Source organism: Streptomyces sp. NBC_00454 (assembly GCF_041434015.1).
GTDB lineage: Bacteria > Actinomycetota > Actinomycetes > Streptomycetales > Streptomycetaceae > Streptomyces.
The window spans coordinates 1-19048 of the sequence record NZ_CP107909.1 but is presented as its reverse complement, the minus strand read 5'-3'; the positions used below and the strand labels follow the sequence as shown (position 1 = coordinate 19048).

Here is a 19048-nt window from a genome sequence, read left to right as displayed (position 1 = left end):
GATCTCCTACGGTCGGCCCTGCCGCGGTCCCGCTCAGGCCGCCCCACAACCGGAGGAAGTGTCCCGATGCGCAGAACCACGGTCATCGCCGCAGCCGCAGTCCTGTCGGCCACCTTGTTGGTGTCGGCCTGCGACTCCTCCGGCGCGGACGACGGCGCATCGGCGAAGAAGGAGGAGGCGCCGGCGGTCGACGGGCAGAACATCAACGCACAGCCGGTGAGCTCCCTCAAACAGGGCGGCTCGCTCAGGATCGCGATCGACCAGTGGATCACCCAGTACAACGTCAACCAGGTGGACGGACAGCAGGGCGACGGCTCGGAGATCGCCAGGACCGTGCTCCCGCACCTCTTCTACGCGGACGCGAAGGGGGTAGGCCAGCCGAACCCGGCCTTCCTGGCCTCGGCGAAGGTCGTCTCGACCAGCCCGCAAGTGGTGGAGTACCAGCTCAACCCGAAGGCGCACTGGTCCGACGGAACGCCCTTGAGCTGGAAGGACTTCGAGGCGCAGTGGAAAGCGCAGAACGGCTCCGACAAGGCGTACGAGGCGGCCGACACCTCCGGCTACGACCAGATCGCGAAGGTCGAGCAGGGCGCCGACGAGCACGGGGTGAAGGTCACGTTCAACACGCCGTACGCCGACTGGCCGCGGCTCTTCGACCCGCTGTACCCGGCCGCGTACACCGACACCCCCGAGAAGTTCAACAAGGGCTGGGCGGAGAAGGCGCCGGTCACCTCGGGCGCCTTCAAGATCGGCACCTACGACAAGACCGCGCAGACCATCACGCTGGTTCCCGACCCGCAGTGGTGGGGTGACAAACCCAAGCTGGACTCGCTCGTCTACCGCGTCCTGGACCGCTCGGCGCGCACCGAGGCCTTCCTCAACAAGGAGCTGGACGAGGCGCCCGCGCTGCTGCCGGAGGACTACAAGCGGCTGGTCAAGGACCCCGCGACGGACATCCGGCGCGGCGCCCGCTGGGACGAGGTCCACATCACCCTCAACGCCGGGCGCGGCCCGCTCCAGGACGTCAAGGTGCGCAACGCGCTCCAGGCGGCCATCGATCGCAAGGGCATCAACGCCAGCTTCGCCAAGGACCTGTCCTTCGAACTGAAGCCGCTGAACAACCACTTCTTCATGCCGAACCAGGCGGGCTACAAGGACAACTCCAGCGAGTTCGACGCCTACGACCCGGCGAAGGCGAACAAGCTCCTCGAAGAGGCCGGCTGGAAGGACGCGGGCCAGGGCAAGCCGCGGACCAAGGACGGCAAGGAGCTGACCCTGGACTACACCCTCAGCGCGGGCGGTTCCTCCTCTCAGGAGGACCAGGCCCAGTTGGTGCAGCAGCAGTTGAGCGCCGTCGGCGTGAAGGTCGAGATCAAGAAGGTCCCGGCGAACGACTACTTCGGCAAGTTCGTGAACACCGGGAACTTCGACCTCGTCAGCTTCCGCAACGTCGACGAGGCCTACACCTCGAAGCTCATCCCGGTCTTCCAGCAGCCGCAGGGCGACAACCTCTTCCAGAACTTCGGTTCGGTCGGCAGCCCGCGGATCGACGAGCTGCTGAAGAAGGCCGGCCAGACCACGGACCGCGCCGAGGCGTTGAAGCTCTACAACGAGGCCGACGCCGAGATCTTCAAGCTGGGCCACTCCATCGAGCTGTACCAGCGCCCGGAGGTCACGGCGAACCGCAAGGGCCTCGCCAACTACGGCGCGGCCGGCCTTGCGGACGTCGACTACACGAAGGTGGGCTGGCAGAACTGAACCGCCGGGCCGGGACACCCGACCGGTCATCCCACCGGATGTCCGGCCGGGTGTCCCGGCCGATGCCCAGCGATGCACAGCGTGCTGGACCAGACGGCTACGCCGACGGCCGGCCAGGACAATATCCGGGCCTCCCGGCTGATCCACCGCGCCCACGCCGAGCGCGAACACCACACCATGCGCACCGTCTGCTGCCCGCTCTTGCTACCCGTCTGCACATCGACCTGGTTCGGACGTCCAGCGCCATCTGTCAGCCCGCCTGACGTCATCCGTAGGGCCTCGCTCCACGCACAGTGTGATCACGAACATCGTCGTGTCGCAGGCGTCCCTCAGGGAGCACCCGAACGTCTTCGAGGCCGTGCTGCGCGGCACGGTCAAGACGAACGAGTGGATCAACGCCCACCAGGACAAGGCGAAGGCTTCCGCGAACACCAAGCTCGCCACGGACACCGGCAAGCCGCTCGACGCGGAGGTCATCCGCCCGGCTCAGCCGAGCTTCGCGGTCACCGACGACCCTGCCGAACAGCCAGGACCCTGCGCGAAAGGCCGTCGATCGGCTTTCCCTCCCGGGCGAACCGACCGACTGACGGCCCCGAGACGGCCCGGCACCAACGCGAAAGCCCCCTTCCGGCGGATCTGAGCACCCCGCGCGGTCCATGCCGTTCCACGGATGCTGAACGCGCGTTCGAGGTGCTGGTTGATGGCGTTCAAGACGGCTGGTCGGTGGTGGATGCCGACGGTTCGGGCTCGCTCGGAGTCGGCGGCAGCCCGGTGAGAAAGGTGCGGATCTCGTCGGCCTCGGGGACCGCGAGGGCAGCGTAAAGGCCAAGGGCCTGTTGGGCGTGGTCGTGGGCGAGGTCGATGCGGCCGACGTCGCGGTGGACGTGCGCCAGGCCGTCGTGGGCGCGGGCCTGCTCGGGGCGGTAGCTGAACTCGCGAGCGATGGTCAGCGCGTTGTGGTGTTCGGCCGCCGCCTCGGCAAGGTTGCCCATGGACCGGGCGGCCTCCGCCAGGGCGTTGAGCGACTCGGCCTCGTCTCCGGGGAAGTCGAACCTGCGGCTCAGGTCGAGGGCCTGGCGGTGATGGTGCCGGGCCTCGTCGTAGCGGCCTTGCCGTTGGTACAGCAGCCCGATGTTGTTCAGCACGACGGTTTCGCCGATGCGGGACCCCGTCTCGCGGTACGCGATCAGCGATTGCCGGTGGTGCTCGTGGGCGTCCTCGTAACGTCCTTGTCGTTCGTGGACGATGCCGAGGTCGGTCAGGCATCTGGCTTCGCCACCGCGATCGCCGAGCTCCCGGAAGAGCACGAGCGACTGCGCGCACTGGTCGTGGGCCCGGTCGTATTCCCGCCGCCGCGTGGAGACGGTGCCGAGGGCCGCCAGTGCGCTGGCCGCGAGGCCCTGGTCGCCGATCTCGCGCGCGAGGTCCAGGGCGTGCCGGAAGTGCTCGGCCGCTTGCTCGTAGTCGCCGTGCCACCAGAAGTACACCTGACCGCCGTCGATGAGCGTACGGGCTTCGGCGGCTGTGTCGCCGCTCCGGCGGGCGGCTCGCAGCGCCAGGCCGTTGAGGGCCAGGGCGTCGGCCTGGTGGGCGTGGCCCAGCAGGTAGCGGTGCAAGGTGGCGGCCAGTTGGCCGACGTGCGGGAGCCAGTCGTGCTCGGCCGCGTACTGGGCGGACGCCATGAGGTTCGCGCGTTCGCCGTCCAGCCAGGTGATCGCCTCGGCCTCGTCCCGCGGGGGCCAGGCCGGGGTGTCCGGCGCGGGGATTCGCGGCCTGCGGTTCCTGCCCTCGGGGTAGAGGTGGTCGATGGCCGCGCACGCCGTGTGGAGATAGTGGTGGAACAGCCGGTCGAGGGCCTCGCGCTGGGCGCCCGGCGGTTCCTGGAGGGCCGCGGTGGCGAGAGCGTGTTCGCGCAGCAGATCGTGGAAGGTGTAGCGGCCGAGCTGGTGCTGGGTCAGGACGTGGGCGTCCAGGAGGTCTTCCAGGAGCGTCTCGGCCTCCTCCAGCGGGAGGCCGGCCAGCGCGGACGCCGCCTCGGGGCTGATATCGCGTCCTGGCTGGAGCCCCAGGAGCCGGAACATCCGCTGCTGGTCCGCGGTCAGCTGCTCGTAGGACAGCGTGAACGCCGCTGCCACTCCTCGCTCCGAGGTGGCCAGCTCGGAGAGCCTGCGGCGCTGGTCGCGAAGCCGGTCGGCCAGGTAGGCGACGGTCCAGCGCGGGCGATGGTGCAGGCGGGCGGCGGCGATCCGGACGGCCAGCGGCAGGAATCCGCACAGCTGCAGGACGTCGAGGACGGCCAGGGGTTCGGCCGCCGCCCGTTGGCCGACGATCGCCGTGAACAGTTCCAAGGCGTCCGCGGCGGGCAGCACGTCCAGGGACAGGGCATGTGCCCCGTCCAGGTCGGTGAGCCGCCGGCGACTGGTGATCAGGATGAGGACACGGGAGGAGCCGGGCAGCAACTGGCGTACCTGGTCGGCGCCGAGGGCGTTGTCCAGCACGGCCAGCACGCGGCGGCCGGCGAGTTCGGACCGCCACAGCGCGGCGCGGTCGGCGACCGACGCGGGTATCTGCTGGGTGGGCACGCCGAGTTGTCCCAGGAGTATCTCGAGCGCGGCACCGGCGTCGAGCGGCGCCTGTCCGGCGGTGTGCGCCTGCAGGTCGATGAAGAGCTGTCCGTCCGGGAAGTGGTCCGCGAGGCGGTGTCCCGCGTGGACCGCGAGCGTCGTCTTGCCTACCCCGGCCATTCCGTCGATCGCCGAAATCGTCACGACGCCACCGTTGTTGCCCGACCATAGGCGGATCAAGCCGTCCAGCTCGCCCTCGCGTCCGGTGAAGTCCGGGACGTCGTAGGGCAGGAAGTTGATCCCCTGCGGCTTCGCCGGCGCGGTGACCGGTGGCCGTAGACCGGGGGCGTCCTGCAGGATGTCCTGTTCGAGCTTGCCGAACGCGTGGCCGGGGTCCAGTCCCTGCTGATCGGCCAGGGTCGCCCGGAAGGTTCTTGCCACGTCCAGCGCGTCGGTCTGGCGTCCGGCGCGGTGCAGGGCGAGCATCAGCTGGGAGCAAAGCCGTTCCCGCAAGGGGTTGGCGGCCGCGTGGACGGACAGTTCGTCGATCAGGTCTGCGTGACGCCCCCGGGCCAGTTCCAAATCGGCCAGGCGCTCGACGGCGGTCAGCAGTTGGCCGTTGAGACGCACTCTGGCGCTCTGGACGTAATGGGCGGTGATGTCGGCCAGCGGCTCCCCCCGCCACAGCGCCAGCGCAGCACGTATCTGGTCCGCGGCGTCCCCCGGCTCGTCGGAGACGGCCGCTGCTCTGGCGGTCAGGCTGGTGAACTCGTCCAGGTCGAGTTGCCCCGACTCGGGGGTGATCACGTACCCGGCCGGTCGCGTGGCCAGCATCCCGTCGGCTTCCGAAGCGCGCAGCATCCGTCGGATCGCGGCGACCGTGGTCTGGATCTGTGCGCGGGCGGAATCCGGTGGCAGCGGCCCCCACATCGCGTCGATCAGGCGATCCGTACTGATCGCGACCCCGGAGTGCAGCAACAAGTAGGCGAGTACCGCACGATGACGGGGTGCCAGACCGGGCGCATCCGAACCGGGAGCCACGGCCTCCACCGGGCCGAGGATCGTGAACCGCATGCCGTTACTCCCGGGGTCACCAGTGCGTGCATCGAAGAAGCATCGCGAATGTATCAAGATCAAGCCGCATGGTTACCGGCATGTCACTCCACACCGTTGAACCGGAGATCGCGACCGGTGAAACCGCAGCTCTGTTCACCGCCACGCACCGCGCCCTGGGGGTCATCCCCAACTTGGCCAGGGTGATGGCCAACAGCCCGGCCGTACTGAAGGGGTACTTGGGCGTCGTCACCACGCTGAGCGCGGAGGGAACCCTGCCGGCGGACGTGCGCGAGAGCATCGCGTTGCTCGTGGCGCAGGAGAACGGGTCCGACTACTGCCTGTCCGTGCATGCGTTCCGCGGGACCGTGGTGGCCGGGCTGAGTGCGGCCGAGGCCACCAGCGCACGCCGGGGCAAGGCCGACGACCCCTGGGCCGCCGCAGTCCTGGAGCTGGCCGCCGCGACGGTTCGCGACCGCGGAACCGTTGCCGACGAGCAGCTGGCCGCGGCCCGGCGCGCCGGCCTGTCCGATGGGCAGATCGTCGAGGTCATCGCCCATGTCGCTCTCAACGTGTTCACCAACTACCTCGCCACGGCAGCCCGTATCGACGTCGACTGGCCGCTCGTGCGCCACACCGACTGGACGAACGCCCCAAGTACGCGAAATGCCCCGAGTATCCGACCTACGCCCGACTCGACCACGAAGGCCATCACCTTGCCCACATCAGCACAAGTCAACCCGCTCCAGCACGTCTCGGCCGCCGAAGCCATCGCCTGGCATCGGGTCGTCGCGGCCTCGACGGCCCACGACCTGCCCGGCGTTCCGGTACCCGACCCCGGACAGGTCCACGCCCAGCTCACCCAGCCCGCTCTGGGCAGCCGCCGGCTGATGTGGCTGGCCACCGGCACGGACGGGCTCCCCATCGGAGTCGCCGCCCTGCGGGTGTTCACCTCCGCGGGCCAGGAGCACCTGGCCGAGCTGGAACTCCACGTCGACCCCGCACACCGGCGCCTGGGAACCGGCTCCCTCCTGCTGTCAGCCGTCGTTGCCGCCTGCCGCGCCGAGAGCCGGCGCAGCCTGATCGCCACGGCCGCGGCCGACGGTCCGGGCGAAGCCTTCAGCGGACGACGGGGCTTCCGCCGGGCACTGGCCTTGAGTCACCTCGTGCTGCGCCTCGACGAGACGGACGGGGCCGACCTGCTCCGGATCGCCGATGCCAAGCACCCCGGGTACCGGCTGACCGGCTGGACCGGAACGGTTCCAGACGACCTCGCCGCCGCTTTCGCCGCTGCCAAGAACGCGATGAACGACATGCCCGTCGGCGACCTGGACTACGGGAGTGTGGCGTGGGACGCGGACCGCGTTCGCGCCATGGCCGCGGTGGTCGCCGACCGCGGGGACACCCTGTTGACCGTCGCAGCCGTGCACGACAGCGGTTCCATGGCCGGCTACACCGAGATCCTGATCCCCCGCGGTGCGCCGCCGCGGGTCCAGCAGTACGACACGGCGGTCGTGCCAGAACACCGGGGCCACGGGCTCGGGTTGTGGGTCAAGGCCGCCATGGCGAACCGGCTGCGCGCCGAGTACCCCGCCGTCGTCGAGATCGAGACGGACAACGCCGACGACAACGTCCACATGCTGGCGGTCAACCACCGCCTGGGGTTCCGCTCCTACCGGCGCACGTGCGAGCTCCAGCTCGACGTGCCCGCGACCTGATCCGTGACCACCGCCATCTCCACCCCCACATCCACCCCCACCCAAGCCTCACCCCACCTCCGACTCGAGGAAACGAGAAGCGAGAAGCACGTGCGAAGGCTCATCTGCTACATATCCGCCGCTCTGGACCGCCCCATCGCAAGGGCCGGAGCCCACGCGACCCATGACCCGGGCCTGAAGGCCGGGCCCACCAGCCCGTACGCCTACCTGACGCAGTACGTCGCCTCCCGCACGCTCATCAGCTCCGATCCGGCGGTGACCGTCGTCCAAGACCCGCTCGGCGGGCGGGCGTTCGACACCGGTTTCCCCCTCACTCACTTCGCGCAGGTGCTGTCATGAACGTCTCCTCCTCCACCCTCTCCCTGACCGTCGCCGACGTGGACGCCTCCCGCGCGTTCCTGTGCACCCACCTCGGCTACGAAGTGGCCATGGCAGACGACGGCTTCGTGTCCCTGAGGCGCGAAGACGCCTCCATAGACGTCGTCCTGCTCCGCGGAGGTACGGACGTCCTCCCGCCCGAGCAGCGCGACCAGCGGGCGGCCGGTCCGATCCCTCACCATCTCCCCGAACGCCACCATGGCCGGCTTGGCGGCCCCCAGCCGCGGCAGCACCGAACTCAGCACCTGGACGGTCACGATGGAGGCCGGCGCCACCGGCCCCGAGCACTCCATCAGCCGGGAGCAGGTCTGGACGGCCACCGCGGGCACGCTGGAGGTGACCTGCCGCGGTCGTACGGTGAAGGTCGCGGCCGGCCGGACCCTGATCCTGCCGGCGGGCCGTCTCCGCCGGATCCACTCCCTGGAACGGGCCGAGGCACACGTCTCGATGCCCGCCGACGGGGTCGCCTCCGTTCCCGGCACAGAGGGCACCCGTGAAGCTGGGCATCCGCTACGTGTCCGTGATCTTCCAGCAGCTGACGCTACCGTCGCCGCAGCGCCCGCCGCTGGCCTACCCGGGGCGGCCGTTCCCACCGGAGGTGACCGACAACCGGGCACTGTGGGAGCTGGACGCCCGGAGCATCGACGCGCTGTTCGGTGAGGCGCTCAACACCAACCGGGCGTCGATCGGCCTGCCCCCGGTGGACCACGTCCGCGACTACGCCTTCGGCGAAGGGCCGTGGCTGGCGACGGACCCGGTGCTGGACCCTTGGCTGGAGACGCCGGACCTCGACGTCGTACAGACAGGCGCGTGGGTACTGCCCGACGAGCGGCCGCTCCCGGAGGACTTGGTGACCTTCCTCGAGGCCGGCGCGCCGCCCGTGTACGTGGGCTTCGGCAGCATGGCCGTACGCGGAGGCGAGGAGGCTGCCCGGGTGGCCATCGAGGCGGTCCGCGCGCAGGGCCGCCGGGTCCTCGTGGGGCGGGGCTGGGCGGAACTGGGCCTCATCGACGACCGGGACGACTGCTTCACCGTCGGCGAGGTCAACCACCAGCAGCTGTTCGGACGAGTGGCTGCCGTCGTGCACCACGGCGGCGCGGGTACGACGACGACGGCCGCTCGGGCCGGCGCTCCGCAGGTGGTGGTGCCTCAGCTGGCGGACCAGCCGTACTGGGCCGCCCGGGTGGCCGAACTGGGCATCGGCGCGGCCCACGACGGCCCGGTTCCGACCGCCCAGTCCCTGTCGGCCGCGCTCAGGACGGCCCTGGCCCCGGACACCGTCGGCCGGGCCAAGGCCGTGGCCGACACGGTCCGCGCCGACGGTGCGACGCGGGCGGCGAAGCTGCTCCTCGACACTGTCGGCTGAGCTGGTCGAGGCGGGCCGGCGAGTTCCTGTCACACCCACGCGGCCCGAACAGTCGCCGGCCCGGCAACCACCGCGCGGCAACCACCACCCGACACGAACCGGCCCAAGGGGCCGGGGGCACGACCCGGAAGACCGGGTCCTGCCGCACGATTGCCGGCGGAGACCGGCATCCACAGAAATGAGAAGGACGACATGCGTGTGCTGTTGATGGCGTACGGATCCCGCGGCGACATCGCGCCGCTGGCGGGACTGGCGGCTGAGCTGCGGAGTCTCGGCGCGGAGGTCCGCGTGTGCGCGCCGCCGGACGAGGAGTTCGCGGAGCTGCTGGCCGGTGTAGGCGCCGAACTGGTGCCCTTCGGGCGGGACGTGCGCGCGCTGCGGACGGGAGCGCCGCCGTCGGACGCGGCCGCGTTCGCGGCCGAGCTCGTCGCCGCGCACTTCGACACGGTCGGCAAAGCGGCCGAAGACTGTGACGTGCTGGTGGCGAGCGGTCTGATGCCGGCCGGAGCCCGGTCGGTGGCCGAGAAGCTGGGCATCCGCTACGTATACGCGGGCTTCCACCCGTTCGAGATGCCCTCCGCCCACTACCTGCCGTCGCCGCGGCCCGGCCCGCCGGCTCCGCCCGGCATGACCGACAACCAGGCCCTGTGGGACCTGGACGCCCAGAAGGTGAACGCCCTCTACCTCCAGCCCCTCAACGCCCACCGCGCGGCGATCGGCCTCGCCCCGGTGGACAACGTCCGCGACCACGTGTTCACCGAACAGCCGTGGCTGGCGGTGGACCCGGTCCTGGGCCCCTGGCAGCAGCTGACGAACCTCGACGTCAAACAGACCGGCGCGTGGATGCTGCCCGACGAACGCCCCCTGCCCGCCGATCTGGAGGCGTTCCTGGACGCCGGCACCCCACCGGTGTACGTCGGCTTCGGCAGCATGCCCATGGGAACGGCCTCCGACATCGCCCGGACAACGGTCGAAGCGGCCCGCGCGCAGGGCCGCCGCGTGCTCGTCTCCCGCGGCTGGGCCGACCTGGGCCTGGTGGACGACTCGGACGACTGCTTCGCCGTCGGCGACGTCAACCACCAGTCCCTGTTCCGCCGGGTCGCGGCCGTCGTCCACCACGGCGGTGCGGGCACCACGACCACCGCGGCCCGGGCCGGTGCACCCCAGGTGGTGGTACCCCAGTTCGTGGACCAGCCGCACTGGGCCGCCCGCGTGGCCGAACTGGGCATCGGCGCGGCCCACGACGGCCCGACCCCGACCTTCGAATCCCTGTCCGCCGCACTCGGGGCGGCCCTGACCCCGGAGACCGACGCGCGGGCGAAGGCCGTCGCCGCCACGATCCGCACCGACGGCACGGCGGTGGCCGCGAAGCTGATCCTCGACACGGGGCACACCGCGCCGATGACCCGCGAACAGATCTCCGCGATCGCCCACTGCGACCACCCGATCAAATCTCCGCTCGCCGACGAGTCGGTCAGTCGGCTGCTCGAACACGGCCTCCCGCGAGGCGACGAGCGCGTGCTCGACCTCGGATGCGGCACGGCGGAGTGGCTCCTGCGCGCCCTGGCGGAGCGCCCGCACCTGCACGCCGAGGGCGTCGACGTCTCCGAAATCTCCCTGAGGAAGGCCCGCCAGGCAGCGAGCGAACTCGGAGTCGGAGAGCGGCTGACACTCCACCAGCAGGAGGCCGCGGACTTCGGCTCTCCTCAGCCGTTCGACCTGGTGATCAGCGTCGGCGCCGCGCACGCATTCGGCGGTCTCCTCCCCACCCTCGCGGCGGCACGCAAGCACCTGGCTCCGGGCGGCCGCGTTCTGATCGGCGAGTCGTTCTGGGACCGCGCCCCTTCACCAGAGGCAGTCGAGATGTTCGGTGACCTCGCCGACCTGGCGACCACGGTGGACAGCGTCGTCGCCGACGGATGGACCCCCGTCCACGGCCATGCCAGCACCCGCGGCGAGCTGGACGCCTACGAGTGGGCCTGCTGGGGCTCGCTGGCCGCATGGGCTCTGGACCACCCTGCCGATCCGGCCGCCGCACAGGTACTGGAGACGGCCAACGCCGCGCGTTCGGATTGGCTGCACGGGTACCGGGACAGCTTCGGCTTCCTCTGCTTGGTCCTGCGTCAGACATCGGATCTGACCTCATAGGGCTGCTGCCCGCCAACCCGTTCTTCAGGCCCGGACACCCAGGGCCGACCGACCCGATGGCCGACGCCCGAGCGCGGCGGCCGGAAAGTGACTACACGGATGCAACCGACCTTCGTACTCGTGCACGGAGCCTTCGCGAACTCCTTCTCCTTCGCACCCCTCCAAGCCGAACTCGGCCTCCTCGGGCACCGTTCGGTCGCCGTAGACCTGCCCGGCCACGGGTTCCAGGCCACCTTCACCCACGCCTACCAGGCCCCGCAGGACCCCGAGGGGCTGGCCACCGCGCCCGGCTCGATCAAGGGCGTCACGCTCGCCGACAACGTCGCGCACCTCATCGGGGTCCTCGAACGGGCCAAGCGGAACGGCCCCGTGATCCTCGTCGCCCACAGCCGGGGCGGCATCACGGTCACGGCCGCGGCCAACGCACGCCCGGATCTGATCGACCGCCTGGTCTACGTCTCGGCCTGGTGCCCGGTCCACCTCGACGTCAGCGACTACTACGCCGAGCCGGAAATGGCCACGGTCGACCCCGCCGCCTTCGCTTCGGCGCTCGCCGGAAACCCCGCCGACCTCGGCCTGCTCCGTGTCAACTTCCGCACCGCGAACCCGGACGCGCTCGGCGTTCAAGGCGGCCTTCCTCGCCGACGGCACCGACGAGCAGTTCCACACCTTCCTGAACACCTTCCAGCCCGACGAGAACCTCGACGTCGGCGGCTCCGCCGACCGGGCGCAGGCCGCGACCTGGGGCCGCATCCCCAAGACCTACATCCGCCTGGCCGATGACACGAGCCTGCCTCCTGCCCTTCAGGACCGGCTGATCCGCGAGGGCAACGAGCTGACGCCCGACAACCCGTACGACGTCCGCACACTGGCGGGCAGCCATCTACAGTGGCTGGTCTCCCCCGCGCCGAGCGCCCGCGCCCTGGGCGAACTCGCCACGCTCCCGGGCCCGTCCGCTCAAACGTCGTTCGCCGCCGAGTGACCCGGCTGGGCGATTGATCGCCGGGCGTCATCTCCTGTGTTGAGGAGCCGGGCGCACTGGCCGAAGTGGCCGGCCTCGCCCGGGACTGGTTCACGCGGCACCTGACGACCGGGGGCCGACGGATCGATCCGCGGTCATCGCAGCTGGCGGCGGACCAGGTCGTGGAACAAGCCGGCCGCGTCGGCGAGCAGCGCGGCGGGTGGGCCCTGCTGGACGACGCGGCCGTCCGACATCACGATCACCCGGTCGGCGTCCATGATCGTGGACAGCCGGTGGGCGATCACGATACGGGTGGCGCGCAGGGAGCGGGTGGATTCGATGACCACGCGCTGGGCCTCGTTGTCCAGCGCGCTGGTGGCCTCGTCGAAGAACAGGATGCGCGGCTTGCTGATGAGCGCCTGGGCGATCACCAGCCGCTGGCGCTGTCCGCCCGACACCGTGCCGCCGCCGTCGGACAGCATCGTGTGCATGCCCATCGGCATGGCCTTGATGTCCTCGGCCAGGCCCGCCAGCGCGGCGGCTTCCCACGCCTCCTCCGGCGAGAACGCCCCGGTGCCGCAGATGCAGTCGAGGATCGAGCCGGTGAAGGGCTGGGCGTTCTGCAGGACGACGCCGCACTGGCGGCGCACGGCCGCCTGGTCCAGCGCCGCCAGGTCCTGGCCGTCGTACAGCACGCTGCCCGAGACCGGCTTGTCGAAGCCGATCAGCAGGCGCAGGAGGGTGGATTTGCCGCAGCCGCTGGCACCGACGATCGCGACGAACTCCCCCTGGCGGATTTGGAAGCTGACGTCGTCCAGGACCAGCGGGCCGTCGTCGCTGTAGCGGTAGGACAGGTTCTCGGCCTCGATGGCGCCGGTCAGCTCGCCCGGCCGGGTGCTGGAGCCCGCCACCTCGGGGACCTCCCGCAGGAGCGGCTTGACCTGCTCGAACATCGGCAGCACCGCGGCAGCCGAGATGAGCGCGCCGGTCAGCTGCGTGACCGAGGACAGCAGCATCGTCAGGGCGGTGCTGAAGGTGAGGAACTCGGCGGCGGACAGGGCGCCACGGGCCGGTCCGGCCAGTAGTACGAACATCACCAGCGTGCACAGCGGAAGGTAGACCGCGCCCAGCACCGTGATGACGTTCTGTATCCGGCCGATGCGCTGCTGGAGCTCGCGGGTACGGGCGAACTCCCGCGCCCAGGCTGCGTAGGCGAAGCTCTCGGCCGCGGCGACGCGCAGCTTGGGCAGCCCGCGCAGGGTCTGGAAGGCCTGGTTGTTGAGCCGGTTGCCGAGCTTGATCAGCCGTCGCTGGTAACGCAGCTGCCACAGCCCCAGGCCCATGAAGACCGTCGCGATGACGGCCAGCATGGCGAGGGCGGCCATCGCCAGCGGCACGCTGTAGACGAGCAGCAGCACGAGGTTCATCGTGCCCACCGCGCCCGCCTGTGCGCAGACCGAGCCGATGCCGGACAGCACGCGGCGGATGGCGCTGATGCCCATGGCCGCACCGGCCAGTTCGCCGGTGGAGCGGCCGGCGAAGAACTTCGTCGGCAGCCGCAGCAGCCGGTCCCACACCGCAGGCTGCAGGGTGGCCTCGATGCGGCCCTCCATGCGCAGGATGGAGATGTTCTGCAGCAGCATGAAGGTGGCCGAGACGACGGCGGTCGCGACGAGCGCGACGGCCGTCTGCACGATGAGGCCGCTCTCGGCATCGGGTACGTACCGGCCGAGCACCTGGCCGGTGGCGATGGGCACCAGAGCGCCCAGGACCACCGCCACCAGCCCGCCCAGGACGAGGCCGCGCAGCTCGGGGAGGGTACCGCGGACGCTGAAGCGGAGCAGCGCCGCCAGGCCCACGCGCCCGTCGGGGAGCGGGCGGTAGAACATGACGGCGCGGGGGTCGAAGGCGGCTTCGCGGCCCTTGCCGATGCGCTCGCGCGTGCCGGTGGCCGGGTCGACCGCTTCGTAGCGGCCACGCCGCCACAGCAGGGCGACCGGTGTCCCGTCCTTCTCGCGCCGGCCCACCAGGGGGCCGCTGTTCTCCCGCCACCAGCGCCCGCTGAGCTTGATCGTACGGGTGCGGATCCGCGAGGCGAGGGCGATCCGCTCGACGGGGTCCATCCGCTCGGAGGCGGAGCTCGCCTCGCCCGGTTCGGACAGGGTGATGCGGGCCTCCTGGGCGACCAGACGGCACACGGCGAAGGTCGCGTCGGCGCTCGCGCCCCGCTGGGAGCGGCCGCCGGAGCGGCCGATGGAGGCCAGCAGCGCCCGGTCCGCCTGGGTACGGGCGGCCTGACCGGCCTCGATACCGGCGGCCGTGCGGTCCTCGTGGTCGCGTTCGAGCTGCTCGATCCAGCGGTCCAGGGCATACAGCAGCCGGTACTGCTGGTCGACCATGCCCTGCCACATCGCCGCGTCGACGAGGAGGGTGCCCACGGCCTCCGTCTCGTACGCGGCTCCGTACTGGACGGCGCCGGGGGTGATCTGCATCCACAGGATGTCGTCGTCGGCCCTGCCCTGTTCGGTGGTGGCGCGGCCGTCGAGGGGTGCCTGGTAGAGCACCCGCAGGCCGCGGCCGATGCCGCGCGCGAAGGCGTCGTCGAGCGGGCTCAGTTGCGCCGCGGGGACGCCGTACGCCCCTTGGTCGGCCCACCACTGCTGGTGGGGGGCGCCGTACTCCGGTCCGGGCAGCTCCCGCAGCTCGATGCGGCGCAGCAGGCACCCCTGCAGGGGCCGGCCGACCAGGGTGTGCTCGGGGCCCTCGGCCGGGCCCAGCAGGAGCGTGCCCACCTCCAGCCTGCCCAGGAAGTGCCAGTGCCCGGCCTGCGCCGCGTCGACGGCGAAGAGGTCCAGCTCGCCGTGCACGACGAGCCACAGCACGAGCGGGCCCTCCAGTGACAGGCTGCGCAGGCCCGTGCAGTCGACCGGCGAACCCAGTCCGCCGAAGGCGGCGACGACCTCGTCGGCGTCCTGGCCCGGGACCCGGCCAGGGTGCGCGGGGGGAGCCGTGGCGTGGTGCGGGTACGTCACGTCAGTGCTCCTTGACCAGTCGGGCGTACGGGCCCTGCGCGGCCACCAGGTACTCGTGCCGCCCGCGTTCCACGACCGTGCCCCGGTCGAGCACGACGATCTCGTCGCTGTCGCGTACGGTGCTCAGCCGGTGGGCGATGACCACGCAAGCGCAGCCGCGGCGGCGCAGGTTGTCGATGATGACCTGCTCGGTCACCGCGTCCAGGGCGCTGGTCACCTCGTCGAGGACCATGATGCTGGGGCGGCGCACCAGCGCCCGCGCGATCTCCAGGCGCTGGCGCTGGCCACCGGAGAAGTTGCGGCCGTCCTGCTCGACGCGGCTGTGGATGCCGCCGGGACGGCGGGCGACCACGTCGTGGACGGCGGCGTCCTCCAGCGCGGCGACGACGGCCTCGTCCGGAATGGAGGGGTCCCACAGCGTGACGTTGTCGCGGACGGTGCCTTCGAAGAGGAAGACGTCCTGGTCGACGAAGGAGACGGAGGCGGCCAGCGCCCCGCGCGCAATGTCCTCCAGTCGCATCCCGTCGATGCGGATGGCCCCCTCCCAGGGGGTGTAGAGGCCGGAGATCAGCCGAGAGACGGTGGACTTGCCACTGCCGGAGCCGCCGACGAGGGCGACCTGCTGTCCGGGGCCGACCGAGAGCGAGAAGTCCTTGAGCAGCGGGGCGTCGAGCGGGCTGTAGCCGAAGGTGACGTGGTCCAGCTGCACATGGCCCTTGAGGCGACGGGTGCCGGCGGCGGGCTCGCGCCGTGAGAAGACCGGGTCGACGGGAAAGTTCTCGACGTCCTTGAGGCGGGCCACGTCGGCCGCGAAGTCCTGGATCCGTCCGGCGACGCCACCCAGCCGGGAGATCGGCGCGGTGAAGCTGGTCACCAGGGCCTGGAAGGCGACGAGCAGGCCGACGGAGAGATGCCCTTCCACCGCCCGCAGGCCGCCGATCATCAGGATCAGCGCACTGTTGAGCGCCGCCAGCGTGGGCGCGACGACCGCCAGCCACGCGCTGGGCACGCCGAGCCGCTGCTGCACGTCGAGGGTGACCGCGTGCTGACCGGCCCAGCGGCGGAAGAAGCCGTTCTCGCCGCCGGTGGCCTTCATCGTCTCGATGAGCTGGAGACCGCTGTACGAGGTGTTCGTCAGCCGGGCGCTCTCGGCGCGCAACTTCTGCGTGCCGGTGGCCCTCAGGTGGATCACGATCCGCATGGCCACCACGTTGAGCAGCGCTACGGCCACGCCGAGGAGGGTGAGCTGGGGGTCGTACGTCCACAGCAGCACCGCGTAGAGCAGGACCACCACGGCGTCCACGCCCGCGGCGGCCAGGTCACGGGCGAGGGTCTCGGCGACGGCGTCGTTGGACTGCAGGCGCTGGACCAGGTCGGCCGGACTGCGCTGGGAGTAGAAGGCGACCGGAAGTCTGAGCAGGTGCCGCAGGAAACGGGCGCTGCCCAGGGTGGAGGAGATGATCCGCCCGTGCAGCAGATTGGCGTGCTGGAGTGCGGTGAGCGTCGCGGTGAGCACCAGGGTGACGGCCATCGACGCGAACAGGACGCCCAGCAGGGACGTCTGGTCCCCGATGAGGAACATGTCGATGTACGTACGGTTCAGGGCCGGCACCGACACGCCGACCGCCACCAGCAGGAGGCTGGAGATCACGACGGCGGCCGTGGTGCCCGAGGTGCCACGCAGGCGGGCCGGCATGGCACCCAGAACGCCTGGCTTGCGGCCGCCGCGGCGAAAGCCGTCGCCTGGCTCGAAGGTGAGTACGACACCGGTGAAGCTGGTGTCGAACTCGTCCATGGGAACGAACCGGCGGCCCTTCCCGGGGTCGTTGACGTATATGCCCCTGCGCCCGAAGCGGCGGCCCGTACCGTCGTAGACGACGTAGTGGTTGAACTCCCAGAAGAGGATCGCCGGGGCGCTCACTTCGGCGAGCGCGGCCAGGTCCATCTGCATGCCCTTGGCCTTCAGCCCGTAACCGCGGGCGGCCTTGAGGAGGTTGCTGGCGCGGGAGCCGTCGCGGGAGACGCCACAGGCGATGCGCAGCTCCTCCAGCGGGACGAAGCGGCCGTAGTGGCCGAGCACCATGGCCAGGGCGGCGGCGCCGCACTCGACCGCCTCCATCTGCAGCACGGTGGGGGTGCGTACGGTCCTGGGCTTCCTTCCCTTGGGGGCGGGGGCGGGCCGGCGGCGGGTGCCGCCCTTGGGCTCGGGGCGGCGGCGGCGCCCGGCGGGGGGCAGCTGGGGCGCCCGCGACCGCGGGGCGGTCACGGCAACAGCCAGTCGACGGGGCGCTGGGCGGCGAGGTGGACGGCGCCGGTGACTGGCGTCGTGGAGTCGACGGTGTACGGGGGTCCGTCGGCGGAGGACCACTGGTAGCCGGACTTGGTGGCGGAGGAGCGCTCCAGCTCCACGAACACCGCGACCGGGTTGCCCTGCCGGGCGAACTGTTCGGCGAGCCCGCTGTCGCCGAGGAAGCCGCTGATCTGCGCCTGCGTCTGGGGCGCGCGGCCGACCGCCTTGACGCGTCCGCGCAGCACGCCGAACCGGTGCCGGGGGACGGACTGGACGCTCAGGTCGACCGGGGCGCCCACCGGGATCGTCGAGCCGCTGCCGGCCGGCACGTACAGCACGGCCACGAGCGGGTCCTGTGGGTCCTTCACGTGTTCCACGGTCGCCACGTCCGCGCCGGTCGTGACGACCGACCCCACCTTGGCGACCAGGGTCGCCAGCCGCCCGCCGATCACCGCGCGTACGGGCCGGTCGCCCTGGTCGGTACGGACGGTCAGCAGGGGCGCGCCCGGGGACAACAGCTGGCCCTCCTGGGCAAGGACCCCGGTCACCTGTCCCGCGACCGGGCTCTGCAGCACGTAACTGCCCTCGGCGTGGGTGAGGATGCCGGGTGCGCTCAGCTTGGAGAACACGGTGCCGGTGAGGGCCCAGAAGCTCGCGGCGGCCATGACGGTAACCGTGACGGCCAGTACGAGCCGGCCCTGCGGGCGCGCGAACCGTACGGGCAGATCGAGTTCCTCGGGCGATTGCAGCTTGGAAAGCGCCTTTTGACGAAACTGCACGGACTATTCCTTCAACTGCATTCGTATCGGCCGGGCACGCGGACAAGCATGAACCCCGGAGCCGTGGGGGATACTCCGGGGTTCATGGCGATAGCTGTCTCGATCAGAGACCGGCGCGACCGGTGTTCACCGAAACGCCGGTGATGCCCGAGACCAGGCCGGGGACGTGGGAGACGATGCCGGTGGCCGCCTGGACGGTGTGGAGGGAGCCCACGACGCCGACGACGTCGCTGACGTCGCTGGTCACGGCGCCGACGAGGCCACCGTTGATGCTGACGAGGCCGCCGGAAACGGCGTCCAGCTCGTTGTCGGAGATCTCGCGGGTCTCGATGTCGTTACGCATTATGCGCACCTTTCATTTGTTGGGGGGATTCCGCGGCAGCCCGCCGGCCCGAAACTCGGAAGCCATCCTTCCGCTGCCGCAGCGAGCAAGATGAAAGCACGCGAACGGGCTGCCCAGCCAATCCGATTGGCGCCCCTTCAGGGGCATGCGCCCGCTTCATTCACCGAATAGCGACAACTTCTCCGCAAGATCGAGTAACAGATACGTGCGGCCTGACGACCGCATGGAACAAAACAGGACAAGGGAACATCAAACACAGGGGGCATATCCGGCGTATCGACGAACGGTGAACGTGGTGGACGCGCCCACGCACACGATGTGTAGATCTTCAGGAGGCTCATGTGGTGACAGGCTCATCACACCGAGTGGGCCGCGGTGAAATAGTCCGAGCCCTTGGGGCGGGCCGCGACGTGACCGGCGGCACGGGGACGGGGAGCCGGTTCCAGGTGGGGTATGAACTTGGAGCAGTGGATGTAGGCCTCCTCGATGGTGAGGTGGACCCACAATTCGGGACTGCGCCCGGGTGTGGTGTCCGTCGGTAGGCCGGGGTGGACGTGGCGCAGGTCCGCGTCGCGGTGGAGACGGGCCACGCCGTTGACGTGGAGACCGACGTGATGGTGGGTGAAGTCCACGAAGAGCATGCCGAGGTGAGGGTTCT

The 19048-nt window shown here is 70.8% G+C and carries 11 protein-coding genes and 5 pseudogenes; 9 read left to right on the top strand and 7 right to left on the bottom strand.

The features are described from left to right. Positions 1-66: 66 nt before the first annotated feature. Together OHU74_RS37345 and OHU74_RS37340 are read left to right on the top strand one after the other, a co-directional pair. On the top strand, positions 67-1758 hold the full coding sequence (locus OHU74_RS37345; RefSeq protein WP_371619938.1) for an ABC transporter family substrate-binding protein: 1692 nt from the start codon (positions 67-69) through the stop codon (positions 1756-1758). Positions 1759-2053: 295 nt separating this feature from the next. Beyond that, positions 2054-2275, top strand: a pseudogene (locus OHU74_RS37340) (sulfate ABC transporter substrate-binding protein); the annotation flags it as partial. 190 nt (positions 2276-2465) lie between these two features. Here OHU74_RS37340 and OHU74_RS37335 read toward each other — a convergent pair. Further along, positions 2466-5396 carry a BTAD domain-containing putative transcriptional regulator gene (locus OHU74_RS37335; protein ID WP_371619937.1) on the bottom strand — a complete coding sequence of 977 codons (2931 nt, stop codon included), beginning with the start codon at positions 5394-5396 and terminating at the stop codon, positions 2466-2468. An 80-nt stretch (positions 5397-5476) separates the two neighbouring features. Here OHU74_RS37335 and OHU74_RS37330 point away from each other — a divergent pair, with 80 nt between their 5' ends. Together OHU74_RS37330 and OHU74_RS37325 are read left to right on the top strand one after the other, a co-directional pair. Continuing rightward, positions 5477-7093 carry a GNAT family N-acetyltransferase gene (locus OHU74_RS37330; RefSeq protein WP_371619936.1) on the top strand — a complete coding sequence of 539 codons (1617 nt, stop codon included), beginning with the start codon at positions 5477-5479 and terminating at the stop codon, positions 7091-7093. 90 nt (positions 7094-7183) lie between these two features. Beyond that, positions 7184-7432 carry a hypothetical protein gene (locus OHU74_RS37325; protein WP_371619935.1) on the top strand — a complete coding sequence of 83 codons (249 nt, stop codon included), beginning with the start codon at positions 7184-7186 and terminating at the stop codon, positions 7430-7432. Here the strand turns inward: OHU74_RS37325 and OHU74_RS37320 are convergent. Beyond that, positions 7408-7791, bottom strand: coding sequence for a hypothetical protein (locus OHU74_RS37320; RefSeq protein ID WP_371619950.1), 384 nt, complete (start codon positions 7789-7791; stop codon positions 7408-7410). The two genes, OHU74_RS37325 and OHU74_RS37320, sit on opposite strands and share 25 nt — an antisense overlap. On the opposite strand from OHU74_RS37320, the pseudogene OHU74_RS37315 reads away from it, so the two are divergent. The 5 genes and pseudogenes from OHU74_RS37315 to OHU74_RS37295 all read left to right on the top strand — a co-directional run. Further along, positions 7763-7843 (top strand): annotated as a pseudogene (locus OHU74_RS37315) (glyoxalase); the annotation flags it as partial. The gene OHU74_RS37320 and the pseudogene OHU74_RS37315 overlap by 29 nt on opposite strands. 121 nt (positions 7844-7964) lie before the next feature. Next, positions 7965-8837 (top strand): annotated as a pseudogene (locus tag OHU74_RS37310) (glycosyltransferase); the annotation flags it as partial. A gap of 192 nt (positions 8838-9029) precedes the next feature. Continuing rightward, positions 9030-10220 (top strand): annotated as a pseudogene (locus tag OHU74_RS37305) (glycosyltransferase); the annotation flags it as partial. A gap of 18 nt (positions 10221-10238) precedes the next feature. After that, positions 10239-10985: a cyclopropane-fatty-acyl-phospholipid synthase family protein gene (locus tag OHU74_RS37300; RefSeq protein WP_371619948.1), complete on the top strand. Its 747-nt coding sequence runs from the start codon at positions 10239-10241 to the stop codon at positions 10983-10985. Positions 10986-11084: 99 nt separating this feature from the next. Next, the gene (locus OHU74_RS37295; RefSeq protein ID WP_371619934.1) at positions 11085-11768 is read left to right on the top strand and encodes an alpha/beta fold hydrolase; all 684 of its coding nucleotides are present in this window, start codon (positions 11085-11087) and stop codon (positions 11766-11768) included. Positions 11769-12101: 333 nt separating this feature from the next. On the opposite strand, the gene OHU74_RS37290 is transcribed toward OHU74_RS37295, so the two are convergent. From OHU74_RS37290 to OHU74_RS37270, 5 genes and pseudogenes are all read right to left on the bottom strand, one after another. Next, positions 12102-14978: an NHLP bacteriocin export ABC transporter permease/ATPase subunit gene (locus OHU74_RS37290; RefSeq protein ID WP_371619933.1), complete on the bottom strand. Its 2877-nt coding sequence runs from the start codon at positions 14976-14978 to the stop codon at positions 12102-12104. A gap of 1 nt (position 14979) precedes the next feature. Further along, positions 14980-17244 (bottom strand): NHLP family bacteriocin export ABC transporter peptidase/permease/ATPase subunit, encoded by a 2265-nt coding sequence (locus OHU74_RS37285; RefSeq protein ID WP_371619932.1) that lies wholly within the window; start codon positions 17242-17244, stop codon positions 14980-14982. After that, positions 17241-18047, bottom strand: a complete 807-nt coding sequence (locus OHU74_RS37280; protein ID WP_371619931.1) for an HlyD family efflux transporter periplasmic adaptor subunit — start codon at positions 18045-18047, stop codon at positions 17241-17243. Before OHU74_RS37280 ends, OHU74_RS37285 begins: the two co-directional genes overlap by 4 nt. Before the next feature lie 103 nt (positions 18048-18150). Continuing rightward, entirely contained in the window at positions 18151-18390 is a 240-nt protein-coding gene (locus OHU74_RS37275) for a hypothetical protein (RefSeq protein WP_371619930.1), read from the bottom strand. Between the two features lie 356 nt (positions 18391-18746). Next, positions 18747-19048 (bottom strand): annotated as a pseudogene (locus tag OHU74_RS37270) (hydrolase); the annotation flags it as partial.

Excerpts from the sequence above, each read along its gene's own strand:
- OHU74_RS37345 (WP_371619938.1), top strand. The coding sequence starts at position 67 with ATGCGCAGAACCACGGTCATCGCCGCAGCCGCAGTCCTGTCGGCCACC.
- OHU74_RS37275 (WP_371619930.1), bottom strand. The coding sequence starts at position 18,390 with ATGCGTAACGACATCGAGACCCGCGAGATCTCCGACAACGAGCTGGAC.
- OHU74_RS37300 (WP_371619948.1), top strand. The coding sequence starts at position 10,239 with ATGACCCGCGAACAGATCTCCGCGATCGCCCACTGCGACCACCCGATC.
- OHU74_RS37330 (WP_371619936.1), top strand. The coding sequence starts at position 5,477 with ATGTCACTCCACACCGTTGAACCGGAGATCGCGACCGGTGAAACCGCA.
- OHU74_RS37335 (WP_371619937.1), bottom strand. The coding sequence starts at position 5,396 with ATGCGGTTCACGATCCTCGGCCCGGTGGAGGCCGTGGCTCCCGGTTCG.
- OHU74_RS37295 (WP_371619934.1), top strand. The coding sequence starts at position 11,085 with ATGCAACCGACCTTCGTACTCGTGCACGGAGCCTTCGCGAACTCCTTC.